The sequence below is a fragment of the Microbacterium candidum genome (genome assembly GCF_030315975.1).
In the GTDB taxonomy this organism is placed as follows: domain Bacteria; phylum Actinomycetota; class Actinomycetes; order Actinomycetales; family Microbacteriaceae; genus Microbacterium; species Microbacterium candidum.
In genome coordinates, this window is the sequence record NZ_JASXSZ010000005.1 from 89,735 (window position 1) to 109,099 (window position 19,365).

Genomic DNA, 19,365 nt, shown 5'->3' on the forward strand with positions numbered 1-19,365 from the left:
GACGGGCCTCCCTTCGGTCGCAACGACCTCAGGTGCGGGAACCTCCACCCGAGCGCAGACGCGACAGGGCGTCCACGGTCGCCGCCAGGATCAGCACGCCGCCCGTGACGAGCAGGTTGATGCCGGACGGCAGGTTCAGCAGGCCCAGGCCGTTGGTGATCGCGGCGATCACCAGGGCGCCGAGAGCCGCGTGGATGAGGCGACCGCGTCCGCCGAAGAGGCTGACGCCGCCGACGACCGCTGCCGCCACACCGCTCAGCACGATGTCGCGTCCGGCGGCCGCATCCACGTTGCCGATGCGGGCGACGTCGAGCAGCTGCGAGAAGACGGCGAGCGTGGAACACACCACGAACGCCGACCACTTCACCCACCGCACCTTGACGCCGGAGCGGCGAGCCGCCTCCGTGTTGCCGCCGGTCGCGTACAGGTAGCGGCCGAACTTGGTGCGGTCCAGGACGAACGTGCCGATCCACAGGAGTGCGAGGACGATCGGGACGATCATCGGCACGCCCTGGACCGGGAAGAGCGTCTGCGAGCGGTCGAGGTTCAGGAAGTAGACCGCGATCCCGCCTATCACCGCGATCACGGCGAGCTTGATCCACACGAGCTGGATCGCGCGGTTCGGCACACCGGCGCGGGTGCGGCGCGAGCGATCCCAGAACGACGTGGCTGCGGAGATGCCGATCACGATCACCAGCAGCGCCCAACCGGCCCAGACCGGCAGGTTGCTGTTCTGGATCGCGCTGATCGCCGGCACCTGCAGCTGGTACAGGCCGCCGCTTCCGATCACGATCAGGGCGAGGCCCTGATAGCCGAGGAAGAGACCCAACGTGACGACGAACGACGGGATGCCGACGCGCGCCACGAAGAAGCCGATCAAGGCGCCGGTCGCGATGCCGAACCCGAAGCCGAGCAGCAGCGCGAGGAACCACGGCATGTGGACGACGTCGTTCAGCACGACGAAGATCGCAACGCCGACACCGCCTGTGACACCCGCCGACAGGTCGATCTCGCCGAGCAGCAGCACGAAGACGAGCGCCATGCCGAGGACGACGAGGCTCGCCGACTGGTTCACGAGGTTCGCCAGGTTGATCGCTGTGAAGAAGTACGGGCTCAGGATCGAGAACAGGATGGTGAGCACCACGAGACCGCCGATGGCGGGCAGGGCGCCCATCTCACCTCCACGGACCCGTTGCCACCACGCGTCGATCTGCTCGCGCAGGCCGCCTTCGACGCCGGAGCCGATGAGGTCGCCGGCCACCGGGTCGGGTGCGGCGACGGTGCGCTGGACGTCGCTCATGCTGCGCCCCCTTCCATGGCGATGTTGGCAGTCCCGACGTGCGGGACCGTCGTCTTGGTTCCGGTGATGTACCCGACGATGTCGTCGCGCGTCGTGTCCTTCGTGTCGATCTGGACGACCATCTGACCGAGGTACAGGACCGCGATGTCGTCGGCGACTTCGAACACGTCCGCGAGGTTGTGGGAGATGAGGACCACGGCCACGCCCTGCTCGGACAGGCGCTTGACGAGGTTCAGCACCTGCTCGGTCTGCGCGACGCCGAGTGCGGCGGTCGGCTCGTCGAGGATGACGACCCGTGCCTTCTTCAGCACCGCGCGGGCGATCGCGACGGTCTGGCGCTGACCTCCGGACAGCGAGGAGACCTTCTGCCGGATGGACTTCACCGTCCGCACCGACAGCGACCGCAGCGTGTCGGACGCCTCCTTCTCCATGCGGCCTTCGTCGAAGGTGCCCGCGCGCAGCTCCTCACGTCCGAGGAACATGTTCTGGACGATGTCGAGATTGTCGGCCAGCGCGAGATCCTGGTACACGACCTCGATGCCGAGGCCGGCGGCCTCGCGGGGGGTGTGGAGGTCGTGGTGCACACCGTCGATGCGCACCTCGCCCTCGTCGTAGGGCTGGACGCCGGCCAGTCCCTTGATGAGGGTGGACTTGCCGGCGCCGTTGTCGCCGACGAGAGCGGTGACACGGCCGGGGTGGACGCTGAGGTCGACGCCCTTGAGGACGCTGACCGGGCCGAACGACTTCTTCACGCCCACGAGTTCGATGATGGGTTCTGGCATGCTCGCTTCCCTGCTTCGGGTGCGCGGGCGAGGGCGCCGCACCGGATGGCGCGACGCCCTCACTCCTGGCGCGTGTTACTTGACGCCGTACTTCGTGCAGGCGGCCTGCAGCTCGGCGGTGTTGCAGATGTCCGAGGCGGAGGCGTCGCCGGCCGTGACGACCGTCTCAACCTTGTCCGGACCGACCAGCGTCGGAACGACCGCGACGTAAGGCGTGCCGTCGGCCAGCTTCTGATCGGCGGTGGGCTTCTGCGCCTTCAGAAGCGCGACCGCGACGACCACAGCCGCGTTGGCCTCTTCCTTGACCGGCTTGTAGACCGTGGCGGTCTGCCAGCCGAGGAGGACGTTCTGCAGACCCGCGACGCTCGCGTCCTGGCCCGAGACCGGCACCTGGCCGGCCTTGTAGCTGTTCTTCAGGACCGAGATGACACCCGCGGCGTTGGTGTCGTTGGCGACCCACACCGCATCCACCTTGCCACCGAGCGCCGTCAGCGCCTGCTGGAAGTTGGTGGCCGACTTCGACTGGTCCCAGACCCCCGGCGGCTCCGCCGCAGGAGACTGGATGCCGCCGGCCTGCATCGCCGAGACAGCTCCGTCGTGGAACATCTTCGCGTTGCCGTCGGTCGGGTCGCCGCCCATGTAGACGACCTTGGCCGTCGCCGGGTCCTTGCCGAGCGCCTTCAGCCCGTCGACGATCGACTGGCCCTCGAGCGCGCCGACCTTCGCGTTGTCGAACGAGACGTAGTAGTCCGCGCCCTTGAACGGACGGTCGTACGCGACGACCGGGATGTGCTGCGCCTTCGCCTTCGAGGCGACGCCCACTGCGGCACCGTTGTAGTCGACGAGGATCATCACGCCGCAGCCCTTGGTGAGCTCCTGGTCGCCGAGGGTGGCGTACTTGCTCGTGTCGCCCTGGGCGTTCTGGATGTCGGCGGTGAAGCCGGCAGCCGAGAGGCCGTCGTTCAGGTACTTGCGGTCGAAGCTCTCCCAGCGCGGCGACGACGCCGAGTCGGGAAGGATCACACATGCGCGCTTGCCGGCGGCCGCACCGGATGCCGTCGACGTGGGGGTCCCCCCGCCGGAACACCCGGACAGCATGACCGCGGCGGCACCGACAAGTGCAGCCACGGCGAGGAAGGAACGCTTCTTCATCTTTCGCCTTTCATCATTGAACCGCTGGCCCCCAGAGTCGGGGTTCGCTTCATTGCTCGAAGCGATCATCTGCCCGGCGGAATGCTGGCGTCAAGTCTTGAACGTAACGCTTTGGCAACGGCGGATCAGCGTTCGACGCGTGAACGTATCGAGCGGTCGGCGAGAACCGCCTCCCACCGGGAGAAACGCGTCAGGCGCGGCCGGTGGCGGCCCGGGTCTTGCGTGAGAGCGCGTCCACGATGACGGCGAGAGCGAGCACGACGCCGGTCACCATGAAGCGGACGGACGAGTCCAGATTCAGAAGCGTGAGGCCCGAGGACACGGACTGGATGACGATGATTCCGAGCAGTGCCGAGAACGCGGAGCCGCGTCCGCCGAACAGGCTCGTCCCGCCGATGACGGCCGCGGCGATGGCGTTGAGGTTCGTGTCTCCGCCGCCGGAGCTCTGGTTCGCGGACCCCAGCCACGCGGCGGCGAGGATGCCGCCGACTGCGGCGAACATCGAGCACAGCGCGAAGACGGAGTAGTAGATCCTGCGCACGCGGATGCCGGCGCGCCGCGCCGCCTCCTCCGAGCCGCCCACCGCGTACACCGCGCGTCCCCACCGGGTCCGGGTCAGGGCGATGTTGGTCGCGACGACCAGCAGCAGGAAGAACAGGAACATGAGCCCGACCCCGCGCGACAGGTTCAGGTACCACGCCACGGCCTCGAGGAACACGAGGAGCCCCCCGGTGCGCAGACCGATCACGAGCGGGCTCTGACTGTCGAGGTTGGCGGCCAGCCGCCGGCGCGCGCGCCGAAGGAGCACCCATCCGTACGCCGCGGCGGTGAGCGCGGCGGCCGCGTACGAGGCCCACCCCGGCAGGAACATCTGCTGCGCGAACTGCACGATCCATGAGTCGAACGGAAGGTTGATCGATCCCGTGCCGCCGAGGACCTGCAGCTGCAGGCCGAGGAAGCCGAGGAGCCCTGCGAGCGTGATGACGAAGCTCGGCAGCCCGAACTTCGTGTACAGGAAGCCGTAGAGGAGCCCGACGAGGAGCCCCGCCGCCATCGCGGCGAGGATCGCGAGCACGGTGTTCCAGCGCCACTCGACGAGCGTGACCGCGAGGATCGCCGCGGCGAGTCCCGACACGGAGCCGACCGACAGGTCGATCTCCCCGACGAGCAGGACGAGCACGACCCCGAGCGCGATCGTCCCGATCGCGGCGCACTGCATCGTGAGGTTCACGAGGTTGCGGCTGGAGAGGAACACGGGGTTCAGTGTCTGGAAGATCGTCCAGATCAGGACGAGCCCGACGACGACCGGCAGCGAGCCGAGGTCGCCGCCGCGCACGCGGGCGACGACGACGTCCACGCCGCGGCGCAGAGCCCCGGCGCTCAGCATCCGCTCGTCCTGCGTCTCGATCGGGCCGGTCATGCGTCGCCCCTCGTGCCGCGGCGGCGGGAGCCGGCCTTCGGCAGGTCGATGACGTTCGGGGGAGTCGGCGTCGTGGTCGCGGCAGGCGACGAGGAAGGCGCCGAGGGCGGCGTCCCAGCCGGGGGAGTCATCGGTCTCTGCACGTGCGAGTGATCCATGGCCCCCGTGATCGCGGCGATGAGCGTCTCGCTCGTCACGTCGACGACGTTGTAGACGCCGTTGTTGCGGCCGAGGCGCAGCACGACGACGCGGTCCGCGACGGCGAGGACGTCCGCCATGTTGTGGCTGATCAGGATGACGCCGTGCCCGCGCTCGCGAAGCGTCTCGATGAGGTTCAGCACCTCGGCCGTCTGGGCGACGCCAAGCGCGGCGGTGGGCTCGTCGAGGATGACGACGCGCGGATCGCCGATGAGCGACCGCGCGATGGCGACGGTCTGCCGCTGCCCGCCGGACAGGGACGCGACGGGTGTCCGCACCGAGGGGATGCGGGCGGACAGCTCGCGCAGAAGGGTCCAGGTGCGCTGCTCCATTTCCACCTCGTCGAGCAGGCGCCCCTCGAGCATCTCGCGACCGAGCCACAGATTCGCGACGACGTCGAGGTTGTCGCACAGCGCGAGATCCTGGAAGACCGTCGCGATGCCGAGCTCCTGCGCATCCGCGGGAGAGCCGATCTCGACGACGCCGCCGTCGAACTCGATCGTCCCGGCATCGGGCGGGTGGACGCCGGCGAGGACCTTCACGAGCGTCGACTTCCCGGCGCCGTTGTCGCCGACGAGGGCGACGACCTCGCCCTCGTTGACCCAGAAGTCGACGTCGGTGAGGGCCTTGACGGCGCCGAAGCGCTTGCCGATGCCGGTCATCGTGAGCACGCGCTCGCGGGAGCGCCGGGGCTGCGCCGCGCTCATCTGATCCCGGCCTTCGCGCACGCGTCCGCGTAGGCCGGCGTGCAGATGTCCGACGCCTTCCAGAACCCGTCGGCGATGATCGTCGACTCGATGTCGTCGACGCGGACGGCGACGGGGTTCAGCAGAGTCGTGGGGACGCCGGCTGTCGTCGACGGTGCGGTGATCTTCTTGCCCTTGATGAGGTCGACGGCGGCCTCAGCCGCGCGATACGCCTCCGGCTGGATCGCCTTGTACACCGTCATGTACTGGTCGCCCACGACTATTCGCTGGACGGCGGTCAGCTCCGCATCCTGGCCCGTGACGAACGGGGGCTGCGTGATCCCCGCCGCCTTGAACGCCGCGATCGCGCCGCCCGCGACGCCGTCGTTCGCCGCGTAGACGCCGGCGATGCGGCTGCCGTACTGGGCGATCTGTCCGGCCACCCAGTCCTGCGCCTTGTCCGGGCTCCAGTCAGGGGTGTCGTATTCGTTGAGCACCGTGAGTCCGCTCGTGTCGATCACGCTGTGCGCGCCCCTGCGAAACAGCGCCGCGTTGCTGTCGGTCGGCGATCCGTTGACCATGAGGATGCCGCCGACCGGCTTTCCTGCGGCGCGAAGCGCCTCGACGAGTGCGGTGGCCTGCAGCTTCCCGACCTTCTCGTTGTCGAACGACACGTAGTACGCGAGGCCGCCGCCCGAGATGAGGCGGTCGTAGGAGATCACCGGAACGTTCTGCGCGCGGGCCGAGCTCACGATGCTGGCCGCCGCCTTGGAGTCCACCGGGTCGAGGACGAGCACCTGGGCACCCGCGGCGAGCGCCGATTCCGCCTGCTGCTTCTGAGCCGCCGCATCCTGATCCGCATTCGAGTACAGCACCGAGTAGTGACCGAGCTGCGCGACGCGCTTCTCGAACAGGGGCCGGTCGAACGTCTCGTACCTGGCCGTCTTCGCCTCGGGCAGCAGCAGCGCGATCGTGCCGTCTGTCTGCGACTGCGCGCCGCATCCCGTGAGCACCCCCGACAGTGTGGCGACGGCCAGCGCGACGGCGGCGAACGCCATCATGGCTCGTCTGCGAATCGGCATCCTACGAGGCTACGCGGTGGCCGGCATGACGTCGGCATCGACGGTCACGTGGTCGAGCGCCATCGCGATCGCGCCGCGCGTCTCCGCCCATTCGCCGAACGTCGAGGCGACGATCTCGGGGAGTCCGCCGGTCGAGGCGAGCGCCGTGCGCTCGAGCGAATGCCGCATCGGCGCCATGAGGATCTCGCCGGCCTGCGCGAGCTCACCGCCCATGACGATGAGCTCGGGGTCGAACAGGTTGCACAGGCTCGCGGCGGCGATCCCGATGTGCCGGCCGGCGTCGGCGATGACGCGGTGCGACCGGCCGTCGCCGGAGTCGGCGGCCTGGATGAGGTCGGACAGGCGCTGCATCCCTTCGCCGGGAGGGAAGAGGGAGAGGAGCGCGGGGCCCGCCGCGTACGTCTCGAGGCAGCCGCGGTTGCTGCACCGGCAGATCGGGCCGTTCTCGTCGATCGTGACGTGGCCGATCTGGCCCGCCTTGCCGTTGACGCCGCGGAAGAGGTCGCCGTCGACCACGAGGCCCGCACCGATCGTGTGGCCGACGCGGATGAACACGGCCGACGCGGCACCGCGGGCGGCACCGTCACGCGCCTCGGCGAGGCCGCCGAGGTTCGCCTCGCTGTCGACGAACACCGGACGGCCGACGCGGGCCGTGAGGCTCTCGGCGATGTCGACGCCCTCCCAGCCGCGCAGCAGACCCGGCGTCGACACCATCCCGGTGTTCGGGTCGATGGGCGCAGGCAGGCCGAGGCCCACGGCGAGGAGGTCGTTCACGGTGCCGCCGAGGGACTCCATCATGTCGCCGAGGAGCAGGCTCAGCCGATCGAGCTCGGCATCGTGGCGGTGATCGATGGGCAGGGGCAGCGAGCTCTGCGTGACGATGGTGCGCGTGGCATCCGCGATCGCGATGTGCAGCTGCCGCGAGCTGTAGTGGACGCCCGCGACGAGACCCAGCTGGCGGGCGAGCGAGACGAGGGTCGCGCGGCGGCCGTTGCGCGACGTGATCGTGGTGGTGTGGAGGAGCCCCGTCGCGGTCAGCTCCTTGACGATGTTCGACACCGTCGCCGGGGAGAGGCCCGTGCTGCCGGCGAGCTCGACCTGCGTCAGGCGCCCATGACGCTTCAACGACTCGACCAGTCGTGCCCGGTTGGCTTCGCGCAGGGACGACTGCGAGCCGGGCGGGGTGTTCCCGCGTGCCACAGGGTCACTGTACTCTGCGGCAGCGGGATTATCCCTGCGGGTAATGCACCCCGATCTGACCGCGGATCTCGTCGAGGGCGTGCATGATCGCGACGGTCTCATCGATCGGGAGGACGTCGCTGTCCGTGCGACCCTCCGCGACGAACCGTTCCGCGGCGAGAGCCTGGAACTGCATGCCGCGGCCCTGTACGTGCGATTCGAAGACCTCGGCGACCTCGCCGTCCGGGCGCGTCAGCCGGAACGAGGTCGGCGAGTAGAAGATCCGGTCGATGTCGATGCGGGCCTCCGTGCCGACGATGTGGGCCGTGTTGGGGCCGGCCGCGCGCGAGGAGGAGATGGAGGTCGACACCGCCCCCGAGCCGTGCGTGAAGATCGTCGCGACCTCGGTGTCCGCACCCGTCTCGGACAGGCGTCCGCGCGCGGTGATCGTGGCGGGCGCTCCGACCATGTCCCACGCGAACGAGATCGGATAGATCCCGAGGTCGAGCAGGGCGCCGCCGCCGAGCTCGAGTGCGTTGATGCGGTGCGCGGGATCACGCGGAAGGCTCTGCGTGTGGTCGGCGAAGACCGTGCGGACCTCGCCCACGGCGCCGCTGCGGACGAGCCCCCGCACCTTCTCGATGTGCGGCAGGTAGCGCGTCCACATCGCCTCCATGGCGAGAAGGCCGGCCGCGCGCGCGGCGTCGCGCACCCGTTCGGCCTCGGGTCCGGTGAGGGTGAACGGCTTCTCGACGAGGACGTGCTTGCCGTTCTCGAGCGCGAGGACGGCGTTCTCCGCGTGCGACGGATGCGGCGTAGCGATGTAGATGATGTCGACGTCGGGGTCCTCGGCGAGCGCCTCGTACGAGTCGTGGGCGCGGGGGATCTCGAACTGCGCGGCGAACGCATCCGCCGCATCCTTCCGCCGGGACCCTACTGCGGCGACGTCGAGACCCGCGGTGCGCAGGTCGCTCGTGAACGCGTGGGCGATGCCGCCCGTCGCGAGGATTCCCCATCGAAGACCGGTCATGCGGCCGAGCCTACCGGGCTACGCGCGGTCGAGCGCCTGCGCCAGGTCGGCGATGACGTCGTCGATCTCCTCCAGCCCGACCGACAGGCGCACCGTCGTCGGGGTGATGCCCGCCTCCGCGAGCAGCGCGGCCGGCATGTGGCTGTGGGTCATGGATGCCGGGTGCGCGACGAGGGTGCGCGCATCGCCGATGTTCGCGACCAGCCGGACGACCTTCAGGGCCTCGATCACGCGCGCGACGCGGTCGAAGTCGCCGTCGGCGTCCCCGGTCGGGTGCAGGTCGAAGGAGAAGACGGATGCCGCGCCCCGCGGCAGGTACGTCCGGGCAGCAGCGTGGCCCGCGTCGGAGACGAGGCCCGGGTGGTGCACGCGCGCGACGGCGGGATGCGTCTCGAGGAATCGCGCGACGGCGAGCGCCGAGTCGCTGTGCCGCCGCATCCGCAGATCCAGCGTCTCGATGCCCTGCAGGATCTGCCATGCGTTGAACGCGGACAGCGACGGACCGAGGTCGTGCACGTACTTGGTCTTCACGAGCGCGATGTAGGGCGAGGCCTTCTCGCCGTAGCGCTCGACGAGGCTCCCGCCGTGGACGCGCTCGTACGGCTCGTTCAGCTGCGGCCAGCGCGCGGGATCCGCGGCGAAGTCGAACGTGCCGAGGTCGACGACCGCGCCCGCCAGCGACGTGCCGTGCCCGCCCAGGAACTTCGTCGCGGAGTGCACCGAGATGTCGGCGCCGAAGTCCTTCGTGCGCTGCAGATACGGCGTGGCCACGGTGTTGTCGATGACGAGCGGGACGCCCGCGGCGTGCGCGATATCGGCGACCGCGCGGACATCGAGCACCTCGGCGTTCGGGTTCGTCACCGACTCGGCGAAGAACGCGCGGGTCGTCGGGCGCACCGCATCCCGCCAAGCGTCGACGTCGTTCTGGTCCACGAACGTCGTCTCGATGCCCCAGTCGACGAACGTGTCGGCGAGCAGGTCGATCGTGCCGCCGTAGAGCTGGCGCGCGGCGACGATGTGCTCGCCCGCCTTCGCGAGGGCGAGGAGCGCGACCGCGACCGCCGCCTGCCCGGACGCGACGCCGGCCGCGCCGATGCCGCCCTCGAGAGCGGCGATCCGCTGCTCGAACACGGCGACCGTGGGGTTCGCCGCGCGCGAGTAGATGTTGCCGTCGCGGCGCAGGGCGAAGAGGTCGCGCGCCTCCTCCAGAGACGCGAACTCGAACGCGTTCGACTGGTAGATCGGGGGGACCGACGTGTGCTGCGGGGTCCCCGCCGCGTAGCCGGCCTGGACCTGGGCCGTCGCGAAGGAGGTCGCTGCGGAGTCGGCGGAGGAAGTCATCCCGCTATTCTCCCGGCGGTGCCTCCGGCGCCCCGCGTGCGTGTGTCGAAGTGTTGCAGGGGAGAGGATGAGGGGGTGTCACCGATCATCGCCCCGTCCGAGCTCGCCTCCCTCCTCGCCGACAACCCGCCGCGTCTCCTCGACGTGCGGTGGGACCTCGCCCGCGCCGACGGGCGCGAGGCGTACGCGGAAGGGCACCTTCCGGGCGCGGTGTTCGTCGACATGGACACCGAGCTGTCGACGCACGGCCGACCGGAGGAGGGGCGGCATCCGCTGCCCTCGCTCGCGACGCTCCAGGATGCGGCGCGTCGGTGGGGTGTATCCGCCGGCGACGCCGTCGTCGTCTACGACGACTACAACTCCGTCGCCGCGGCCCGCGCGTGGTGGCTGCTGACGCGCGCCGGAGTCGCTGACGTGCGCGTGCTCGACGGCGGCCTGCGAGGCTGGATCGCATCCGGGTTCGGACTGGAGGTGGGAGACGTTGTCGCTGCGCCCGGGGATGTCGTTCTGCGGGACTTCGCCGACGGGACCCTGACGCTGACGGATGCGGCGCAGTGGCCGGCATCCGGGGTCCTGATCGACGCGCGCGCCGCAGAGCGGTACCGCGGCGAGACCGAGCCCATGGATCCCATCGCCGGCCACATCCCGGGCTCCGTCAACGTCCCGGCCACCTCGCTGCTGGAGGACGGCCGCTTCCGCTCGGCTCCTGAGCTGCGGGACGTCTTCGCCGCGGTCGGCGTCGCCGGGGACACCCCGGCCGCCGCCTACTGCGGCTCCGGCGTCACCGCCGCGCACACGGCGCTCGCAGGGGCGGTCGCCGGCATCGAGGTCGCCGTGTACCCCGGCTCCTGGAGCGCCTGGTCGAACACGCCCGGCATGCCGGTCGCCACCGGCGCCGAGCCCGGAGGCGCTGTCTCTTAGGGGATCAGGATCACCTTCCCGTCGACGCCGGCCTCGACGGCGCGGTGGGCGTCGGCGGCGTCGGCGAGCGGGAAGGACGGGCCCACCTCGACGGTGAATCCGCCCGTGGCGAGCAGTGCGAGCGCGACCGGAATGCCCTCGGCACGCCACGCCGACTCCTGGGCGGTGAGTGGGACGGGCGAGCCGCCCGAGAAGGCGCGGATGCCGAGGCCGGCCGCCTTGAAGCCCATGACGAGCGTGGCGATCCGCTGGTGGTCGGAGACGAGCGCGAGGGAGGATTCCAGCGCCTCATCGGTGCCGGCGATGTCGACGGCGACCGTCACGCCCTGCGGAGCCGCGGCCCGGATGCGGTCTTCCACTCCTGGCCCGTAGGCCACCGGCGTCGCGCCGATCGACTCGACCCGTTCGAACCGGCGCGGCGAGCACGTCGCGACGACGGTGGCGCCCTGCATCCTCGCGAACTGGATCATGGCCTGCCCGACGGCTCCCGAGCCGCCGTGGATCAGTAGCGTGTCGCCCGCGCCGACGGCGAGTGAGCGCAGCGTCTGGTAGGCCGTGCCGATGGGGATGCCGAGGGCGGCCCCCTGCTCCGCCGAGACGGCGGGCGGGCGCGGCTGCACGTGCGACGCCGGCGCGATGACGTCGGAGGCGTAGGTGCCCCGCGAGGTGAAGACGACGACCGGCTCCCCGACACGGAGGCCCTCGACGCCGGTGCCGATCGCCGCGACGACACCCGCCGCATCCGCTCCGGGCCGGCGCGGTGTCGTGATCGGCCCGGTCGGGCGCAGCGCCGAACGCTGCTTGCCTTCCAACGGGTTGACGCCGACGGCCTCGACGTGGACGAGCACCTCGCCCTCGCCGGGAACGGGAGTCGGGATCTCGACGAGGGTGAGGACCTCCGGTCCTCCGAACTCCGTGTACTGGATCGCGTAGGTCATGTCGTCGGCAACCGCCTCAGGCGGTCCAGGCATTCCCCTGTTCGACCTCCTCGGCGGCCTGGGCCTCGATCTGCTTGACGGTCGCGTCGTCCTCATCGGCTCCGTAGTCGGAGACGCGGGTCGCATCCGCCGTGTCGCGCACCCTGACCGCCTTGAGGATCAGGGTCAGGCCGATCGACACCACCGCGTTGATGACGAAGGCGGACACGCCGATGTACACGGGGACGGATGTGAACGGGAACGGCGCGATCGATCCGCCGAAGTGCGCGTGCGTCGCCGGATTGATGACGTTGTACGCCATGACGGTGCCGTAGGCGATGCCCGCGGCCCAGCCGATCAGCAGCGCCCACTTGTTGAACCAGCGCGTGTACAGGCCCGCGACGATCGCGGGGAACGTCTGGAGGATCCAGATGCCGCCCAGCAGCTGCAGGTTGATCGCGGAGGACTGGTCCATCCCGAGGACGAAGACGAGCGCGCCGAGCTTGACCAGGAGCGACACGAGCTTGGAGACGTTCGCCTCCTGCTTCGGGTTCGCATCCTTCTTGAAGAAGTCCTTGTAGATGTTCCGCGTGAACAGATTCGATGCGGCGATCGACATGATCGCCGCCGGCACCAGCGCCCCGATCGCGATGGCGCCGAGCGCGATGCCGGCGAACCACCCCGGGAAGGAGTCCAGGAACAGCTGCGGGACGACGAGCTGGGCGTTGATCGAGCCGTTCACATCGACCGGCACGGTGCCCGCCTTGATCGCGACGTAGCCGAGGAGCGCGAGGAAGCCGAGGAGCAGCGAATACAGCGGCAGCACCATCGAGTTCCGGCGGATCGTGTTGCGGCTCTTCGTCGACAGGACGCCGGTGATCGAGTGCGGGTACATGAACAGGGCCATGGCCGAGCCCAGGGCGAGCGTCCAGTAGGCGTTGAAGCTCGCAGCTCCCGGGATGACCGCGCCGAACGGATTGCCGGTCGCGGGATTCGTCTGACTCAGCTTGTGCTCGGCCGCGCCGAAGATGCCCTCCCAGCCGCCGAACTTCGTCGGCAGATAGATGATCGCCACGACGATCGCGACGTAGATCAGGACGTCCTTGACGATCGCGATGAGTGCGGGAGCGCGCAGGCCGCCGGTGTACGTGTACGCGGCGAGCACCACGAACGCGATGATCAGCGGCAGGTCGGCCATGAACGGGTTCGTGTTCGACCCGAGCCCCAGGACCGTCAGCACCGCCTTGATGCCCACGAGCTGCAGCGCGATGTACGGCATCGTCGCGACGATACCCGTGATGGCGACCGCGAGAGACAGGGCGCGGCTGCCGTAGCGGCCGCCGACGAAGTCCGCCGGCGTCACATAGCCGTGCCGGTGCGACACCGACCAGAGCCTCGACATCAGGACGAAGACGATCGGGTAGAGGACGATCGTGTACGGCACCGCGAAGAAGCCGCTGACCGCGCCCGACGCCCACATCGCCGCGGGCACCGCGACGAAGGTGTACGCGGTGTAGAGGTCTCCGCCGAGGAGGAACCACGTGACCCACGTGCCGAAGCCGCGGCCGCCGAGCCCCCACTCGTCGAGCGAGTGCAGGCCGCGCGACGCCGGATCGGTGCGCCAGCGGGATGCCATGAACCCGATGACCGCGACGACCACGAACAGCACGACGACGATGGCGAACGGCACCCAGGCGATCGGGCGGTCCGGAGGCGCGAGGGTGGCGGCGGTGGCGACGACGGCGGTCGCCCCGGTGGCGACGAGCGGCATCATCGCTGCACCTGCCCGTCACGGACCTCGGCGCGGCGCCGCTTGTCCTCCTTGCGGATGATCAGGTATGCGATCCCGAGGAGACCGGCCGCGATGAACACCCACAGCAGCTGGTACCAGTAGAAGAACGGGAAGCCCCACAGCGCCGGTTCCGCCTTCGCGTACATCGGCACCCAGAGCGGCAGCACGATCGCGATGACGACGAGGATGCCGGCGAGCACATACGGGAGCGGACGGGCTGGTCCGCGGGTGGGGGAGTCTGGGGAGGACATCGTTATCGGCTCCTTCGCTGGGGGACGTGGAGCCGCCTTTCGGCGGTATATTCCTCACGATTCACCCGCGCGGCGGGCGCCGTCAAGACCCCTTGCGAACGGGTGTTCAGGAACCGGCGAGGGCCTTCTGGATGCGCTGCAGCGACACCGGCTCGGCGGTTCCGAGGCGTTGCGCGAACAGGCTCACCCGGTACTCCTCGAGGAGCCAGCGGGCGTGCACCAGGTGTGCAGGCGAACCGTCTGCGGGCGGGATCGTACCGCCGGCATCCGCGTACGCCGCGGCGGCGCGCTCGAACTCGGTCAGCCACGCGCGGTCGCGCCCGGGGTTGTCGGCGAGGCCCTGCAGACGCACGATCGCGCCCTCGAGGTAGCGGGGCACGTGCGCGAGCCGCTCCGTGCCGATCCGCGACACGAATCCGGGGAAGACGAGCCCCGCGAGCTGCGACCGGATGTCTCCCAGCGGGCCGATGAGCGCCATGCTGGTCTGGGCCTTCACGGCGCGCTCGACGTCGCGGGCGCGCGTGAGGATACGGGCCGCCAATGACACGCACGCGAACGCGTCGTCGACGGCCGCTGCGGAGAACGCGTCGCGCACGCTCTCGAACTCCGCCTTCGTCCGCACGACGCCGGAAGGAGCGACGCGGCGGATGACCGCATCCGCCACCGCGACGCGGGCGTCTTCGATGAGCGCCTTGGCCGACGGATACGGGGACGCGGCCAGCGCGAGCTTCTCCGGCGACGTCAGGTGCTCGAGGACGTACGGCGCGGCCGACGGCACCGCGAGGAGGACGAGTCGGCGGATGCCGGCCCGCGTCGCCCGCTCTGCGGCCTCGGGCGTCGCCTCGATGCGCGTCGCCACCGTCGCGCCCTCGTCGACGAGGGCGGGGTAGCCCCGCACGACGCCGCCCGCGACCTTCGTGTCGACGACCGCGGGAATGGCGTCGAAGTCCCACGTGGTGAGGCCGGGGCGCTCCGCGAAGGATGCTGCTTCTCCCGGTCGTTGAGCGAGCGAAGCGAGTCGAAACGCAGAGTCACCGCGTTTCGACTCGGTCGTTCCTCCCTCGCTTGACGGGCCGCGGTTGAGGGAGCGGGAGACAGCGTCGCGGGACCGCGACGCCAGCTTCGCCTGAAGCGCACCGAGATCGCGATCCGACGCGATGGCCCGCCCGCGCTCGTCCACGGCACGGAACGACATCATGAGGTGGGCGGGCACCCGCTCGACCTCGAAGTCGGCAGCGGTCACGGGCTGATTGGCGACGCGCTGGATGCGGGCGGCGAGGGCCTCGCGCAGCGTCTGCGGCGGCATCCCGTCGTGCGACTCCGGACCGCCGCCCCGGACCTCCTCGGAGAGCTTCGCGGTCCAGTCGGCCGCGGGCACGACATGGCGGCGGATCGACTTCGGGAGGGCGCGCAGGAGCCCTGTGATGAGCTCGTCCCGCATTCCGGCGACCTGCCAGTCGAAGCCGTCCGGGCGCAGCTGCTGGAGGAGCGCGAGCGGCACGACCGCCGTCACGCCGTCGTCCGGGGCGCCCGGCTCGAAGCGGTACGCGAGCGAGAGCACCTGATCGCCCTGCCGCCAGCGAGCCGGGAAGTCGCGCTCGTCGGCGCGCGAGGCGTCGTCGGCGAGATCGGCCTCCGACATGTCGAGGAGGCGGGGCGTGCGGGGCTGCGCATCCTTCCACCAGGACTCGAAGGAGCGCAGGTCGAAGACGTCGGCGGGGATGCGCGCGTCGTAGAACGCGTAGACGGTCTCGTCGCCGGCGAGGATGTCGCGGCGCCGCTCCCGCTCCTCGATCTTCTCGAGGCGACGGCGCAGCTCGAGGTTGCGACGGACGAACGCGGTGAGCCGCTTGTCGAGCCGGGAGGGGTCCCACTCCTCCTCGACGAGGGCGTGCCGGATGAACATCTCCCGCGCGAGCGGGCGGTCGATCCGGGCGAGCTGCACGCGGCGACGGGGGATGATCTCGACCCCGAACAGCGTGACCTTCTCCGCCGCGACGGCTGCTCCCGCATCCTTCGACCAATGCGGGTCGGAGAGCTGACGCTTGGCCAGGTCACCCGCGAGCGGCTCGGCCCACGCCGGGTCGATCGCTGCCACCGTGCGGGCGAAGAGCCGGCTCGTCTCGACGAGCTCGGCCGCCATCACCGCGGACGGCTGCTTCTTGCGCAGCCCCGATCCAGGGAAGATCGCGAACCGGGCGCCGCGCGCGCCGATGTATTGCGTGATCGGCCGGGTCGGCTTGGGTCCCCGAGCCTGTCGAGGGGTCGAGCGCTCGTCGATCACTCCGATGTGCGAGAGGAGGCCGGCGAGGATCGCGCGGTGCACGGCATCCGGATCGGCGGCGCCGTCATCGCGGCTCGCTGAGCTCCGCGCGCTCAACGACCCGCGGGGGGAGGAATCGGTGCGCTCCTCGCTCAACGAACCGCGTCGGGGATCGCGGATGAGCGACTGCAGCTGGCGGTGCACGTCGAACCATTCCCGCACGCGCACATAGTTGAGATGCTCGGCGCGGCACAGACGCCGGAACGCGCTCGATCCGAGCTCGCGCTGCTGCTCCTGGAGGTGGTTCCAGAGGTTCAGGAGGGTGAGGAAGTCGCTCGTCGGATCGGTGAACCGCGCGTGCAGCCGGTCGGCCTCCTCGCGCCGATCCTCCGGGCGCTCGCGCACGTCCTGGATCGACAGGCCCGCCACGATCGCCTGCACCTCGGGCAGCACGCCCGTCCGCCGCGCCTCGACGAGCATGCGTGCGAAGCGCGGATCGATCGGCAGCCGCGCGAGCTCGCGGCCGATCTCGGTGAGCGCGTGCTGACCGGGGTCCCCCCGGCGGATGGACACGGCACCGAGCTCGACGAGCAGGTCGAAGGCCGCCTTGACGCCGCGCGAGTCCGGGGGAGTCAGGAACGGAAATGCCTGGATGTCGCCGAATCCGAGCGCCAGCATCTGCAGGATGACGCTCGCGAGACTCGTGCGGAGGATCTCCGGCTCGGTGAACTCCGGGCGCTTCTCGAAGTCGTCCTCGGCGAAGAGGCGGATGGCGATGCCGGGCGCCGTGCGGCCGGCGCGGCCCGATCGCTGCTGCGCGGACGCCTGCGAGATCGCCTCGATCGGCAGCCGCTGGATCTTGCTGCGGTTGCTGTACCTCGAGATGCGCGCGGTGCCGGTGTCGACGACGTATCGGATGCCGGGGACCGTCAGGCTCGTCTCGGCGACGTTGGTCGAGAGGATGACGCGGCGGCGCACGCCGGGGAGCGTGGATCGCTCGAAGACGCGGTGCTGCTCCGCCGCCGACAGTCGCCCGTAGAGCGGGAGCACCTCGGTGGGGGCGGCATCCTTCGCGTACATGCCGCGGACGGCATCCGCCGCATCCCGGATCTCCGCCTCGCCGGGGAGGAAGACGAGGACGTCGCCCGCGGGCTCGCGGTCGAGCTCGCGCAGGGCGCCGAGGATGCCGTCGACGTCATCGCGCTCGCCCGCACCGGCCGCCGAGCCTGGGCCCACGCGCCCGGAGGCTCCGGGCGGCGCGCCAGCGCCGTCTGGAGTGGGCGTGGGGAGCGAGGCGTCGTCGCCGTCGCTCGCCGCGTCCGCCCCGCCCCGATACCGGATCTCGACGGGATACGTGCGCCCGGACACCTCGATGACGGGTGCGGGCCTTCCCGACGCATCCGCGAAGTGCTTCGCGAAGCTCTCCGGGTCGATCGTCGCGCTCGTGATGACGACTTTGAGGTCGGGGCGCTTCGGGAGCAGGCGCTTGAGGTACCCGAGAAGGAAGTCGACGTTGAGCGACCGCTCGTGCGCCTCGTCGACGATGATCGTGTCGTAGCGGCGCAGCATCCGATCGCGGTGGATCTCGTTGAGGAGGATGCCGTCGGTCATGAGCGCGATGCGCGTGTCGGCCGACACCTTGTCGGTGAAGCGCACCTTGTAGCCGACGATCCCGCCGAGGGGCGTGTGGAGCTCTTCGGCGACGCGCTCGGCGATCGTGCGCGCCGCGATGCGGCGCGGCTGCGTGTGCGCGATGGCGGTTCGGCCGAGTTCCAGGCAGATCTTCGGCAGCTGCGTCGTCTTGCCGGAACCCGTCGCGCCGGCGACGATGACGACCTGGTTCTCGCGGATGGCGCGCGCGATCTCGTCCCGCGCGGCGCTGACGGGCAGCTCAGGCGGGTAGGAGATCACAGGTTCGGTCGCGGACACAGCCTTCGATCGTATCAACCGGTCGCGAGGCCGCTCTTTCATCTCGACGACGGATGCGAGGGGGTGTCGCCATGGATCGAGCGGCGATGTTCGGACTCCTGCGGGAGTTCGCGGAGAACCTCTTCGAGCGGCTCGCGGCTCTCGCGCCCCTGCCGGTCGCGATGGACGCCCATCAGGCGAAGCCCGCGCCGGTCGACTGGGATGCGGAACTCGTGCAGCTGCTCGACCAGGAGCGCCACGCGGCCGACTGAACCGCGCGGTGCCCGGCACTTCTAGGCTGGGAGCATGACTGTCCCCGACATCCAGCTCAACGACGGCTACACCATCCCCCAGCTCGGCTACGGCGTGTTCAAGGTGCCGCCGGCCGACACCGAGCGCGCCGTCAGCGAGGCGCTCGAGCTCGGCTACCGCCACATCGACACCGCCGCCATCTACGGCAACGAGGAGGGCGTGGGCGCCGCGATCGCCACGAGCGGCATCGCACGCAACGAGCTGTTCGTCACGACCAAGCTGTGGAACGACCGCCACGACGGAGACGAGCCGCAGGCGGCCCTCCGCGAGAGCCTCGAGAAGCTCGGCCTCGACCAGGTCGACCTGTACCTCGTGCACTGGCCGACGCCCGCGCGCGACAACTATTCGCACGCGTGGGCGCAGCTGATCGACCTGCGCGACCAGGGTCTTGCGCGCAGCATCGGCGTCTCCAACTTCCTCGTCCCGCACCTGGAGCGCATCGTCGCCGACACCGGCGTCGTCCCCGCGGTCGACCAGATCGAGCTGCACCCCGCGCACCAGCAGCGCGAGGTCACGTCGTGGGCGTCCCGCCACGGCATCCACATCGAGGCGTGGGGACCTCTCGGCCAGGGCAAGTACGACCTGTTCGGGACTCCCGCCGTCGCGGACGCGGCGACCGCGCACGGCAAGACGCCCGCTCAGGTCGTCATCCGCTGGCACCTCCAGCACGGCCACATCCTGTTCCCGAAGTCGGTGCAGCGCGCGCGTCTCGCCGAGAACCTCGATGTGTTCGACTTCGCCCTGTCGGACGCCGAGATCGCCGCCATCGACGAGCTCGACCAGCCGGACGGCTCGGGCCGCGTGTCGGCCGACCCCAACGAGGTCAACTGA

Annotated in this window: 16 protein-coding genes; 3 read left to right on the top strand and 13 right to left on the bottom strand. The window is 70.4% G+C overall.

The window, feature by feature from the left end:
- Positions 1 to 28: 28 nt before the first annotated feature.
- The 9 genes from QSV35_RS14985 to QSV35_RS15025 all read right to left on the bottom strand — a co-directional run bounded on the left by QSV35_RS14985 (position 29) and on the right by QSV35_RS15025 (position 10,170).
- Positions 29 to 1,300 carry a sugar ABC transporter permease gene (locus tag QSV35_RS14985; protein ID WP_286289611.1) on the bottom strand — a complete coding sequence of 424 codons (1,272 nt, stop codon included), beginning with the start codon at positions 1,298 to 1,300 and terminating at the stop codon, positions 29 to 31.
- Complete coding sequence (locus tag QSV35_RS14990) at positions 1,297 to 2,082, bottom strand: ATP-binding cassette domain-containing protein (RefSeq protein WP_286289612.1); 786 nt, start codon at positions 2,080 to 2,082, stop codon at positions 1,297 to 1,299. Before QSV35_RS14990 ends, QSV35_RS14985 begins: the two co-directional genes overlap by 4 nt.
- 75 nt (positions 2,083 to 2,157) lie before the next feature.
- Entirely contained in the window at positions 2,158 to 3,234 is a 1,077-nt protein-coding gene (locus QSV35_RS14995; protein WP_286289613.1) for a sugar ABC transporter substrate-binding protein, read from the bottom strand.
- A gap of 190 nt (positions 3,235 to 3,424) precedes the next feature.
- Positions 3,425 to 4,621, bottom strand: a complete 1,197-nt coding sequence (locus QSV35_RS15000) for a sugar ABC transporter permease (protein WP_286289886.1) — start codon at positions 4,619 to 4,621, stop codon at positions 3,425 to 3,427.
- Positions 4,622 to 4,650: 29 nt separating this feature from the next.
- The gene (locus QSV35_RS15005) at positions 4,651 to 5,559 is read right to left on the bottom strand and encodes an ATP-binding cassette domain-containing protein (RefSeq protein WP_286289614.1); all 909 of its coding nucleotides are present in this window, start codon (positions 5,557 to 5,559) and stop codon (positions 4,651 to 4,653) included.
- On the bottom strand, positions 5,556 to 6,620 hold the full coding sequence (locus QSV35_RS15010) for a sugar ABC transporter substrate-binding protein (RefSeq protein ID WP_286289615.1): 1,065 nt from the start codon (positions 6,618 to 6,620) through the stop codon (positions 5,556 to 5,558). Before QSV35_RS15010 ends, QSV35_RS15005 begins: the two co-directional genes overlap by 4 nt.
- Before the next feature lie 9 nt (positions 6,621 to 6,629).
- Positions 6,630 to 7,820: an ROK family transcriptional regulator gene (locus tag QSV35_RS15015; protein ID WP_286289616.1), complete on the bottom strand. Its 1,191-nt coding sequence runs from the start codon at positions 7,818 to 7,820 to the stop codon at positions 6,630 to 6,632.
- A gap of 28 nt (positions 7,821 to 7,848) precedes the next feature.
- Positions 7,849 to 8,829 carry a Gfo/Idh/MocA family protein gene (locus QSV35_RS15020; RefSeq protein WP_286289617.1) on the bottom strand — a complete coding sequence of 327 codons (981 nt, stop codon included), beginning with the start codon at positions 8,827 to 8,829 and terminating at the stop codon, positions 7,849 to 7,851.
- A gap of 18 nt (positions 8,830 to 8,847) precedes the next feature.
- On the bottom strand, positions 8,848 to 10,170 hold the full coding sequence (locus tag QSV35_RS15025) for an O-acetylhomoserine aminocarboxypropyltransferase/cysteine synthase family protein (protein WP_286289618.1): 1,323 nt from the start codon (positions 10,168 to 10,170) through the stop codon (positions 8,848 to 8,850).
- Between the two features lie 75 nt (positions 10,171 to 10,245).
- On the opposite strand from QSV35_RS15025, the gene QSV35_RS15030 reads away from it, so the two are divergent.
- Complete coding sequence (locus QSV35_RS15030; RefSeq protein WP_286289619.1) at positions 10,246 to 11,091, top strand: sulfurtransferase; 846 nt, start codon at positions 10,246 to 10,248, stop codon at positions 11,089 to 11,091.
- Here the strand turns inward: QSV35_RS15030 and QSV35_RS15035 are convergent.
- The 4 genes from QSV35_RS15035 to hrpA all read right to left on the bottom strand — a co-directional run bounded on the left by QSV35_RS15035 (position 11,088) and on the right by hrpA (position 18,285).
- Positions 11,088 to 12,062, bottom strand: coding sequence for a quinone oxidoreductase family protein (locus tag QSV35_RS15035; protein WP_286289620.1), 975 nt, complete (start codon positions 12,060 to 12,062; stop codon positions 11,088 to 11,090). The genes QSV35_RS15030 and QSV35_RS15035 overlap by 4 nt on opposite strands.
- Positions 12,046 to 13,782 (bottom strand): monocarboxylate uptake permease MctP, encoded by a 1,737-nt coding sequence (gene mctP / locus QSV35_RS15040; RefSeq protein ID WP_286289621.1) that lies wholly within the window; start codon positions 13,780 to 13,782, stop codon positions 12,046 to 12,048. Before mctP ends, QSV35_RS15035 begins: the two co-directional genes overlap by 17 nt.
- A complete protein-coding gene (locus QSV35_RS15045) occupies positions 13,779 to 14,051 on the bottom strand; it encodes a DUF3311 domain-containing protein (protein ID WP_286289622.1) in 273 nt (90 codons plus the stop codon). Before QSV35_RS15045 ends, mctP begins: the two co-directional genes overlap by 4 nt.
- A 106-nt stretch (positions 14,052 to 14,157) precedes the next feature.
- On the bottom strand, positions 14,158 to 18,285 hold the full coding sequence (hrpA, locus tag QSV35_RS15050) for an ATP-dependent RNA helicase HrpA (RefSeq protein ID WP_286289623.1): 4,128 nt from the start codon (positions 18,283 to 18,285) through the stop codon (positions 14,158 to 14,160).
- 29 nt (positions 18,286 to 18,314) lie between these two features.
- On the opposite strand from hrpA, the gene QSV35_RS15055 reads away from it, so the two are divergent.
- Together QSV35_RS15055 and QSV35_RS15060 are read left to right on the top strand one after the other, a co-directional pair.
- Positions 18,315 to 18,494: a hypothetical protein gene (locus tag QSV35_RS15055; RefSeq protein WP_286289624.1), complete on the top strand. Its 180-nt coding sequence runs from the start codon at positions 18,315 to 18,317 to the stop codon at positions 18,492 to 18,494.
- 34 nt (positions 18,495 to 18,528) lie between these two features.
- Positions 18,529 to 19,365 carry an aldo/keto reductase gene (locus tag QSV35_RS15060; RefSeq protein WP_286289625.1) on the top strand — a complete coding sequence of 279 codons (837 nt, stop codon included), beginning with the start codon at positions 18,529 to 18,531 and terminating at the stop codon, positions 19,363 to 19,365.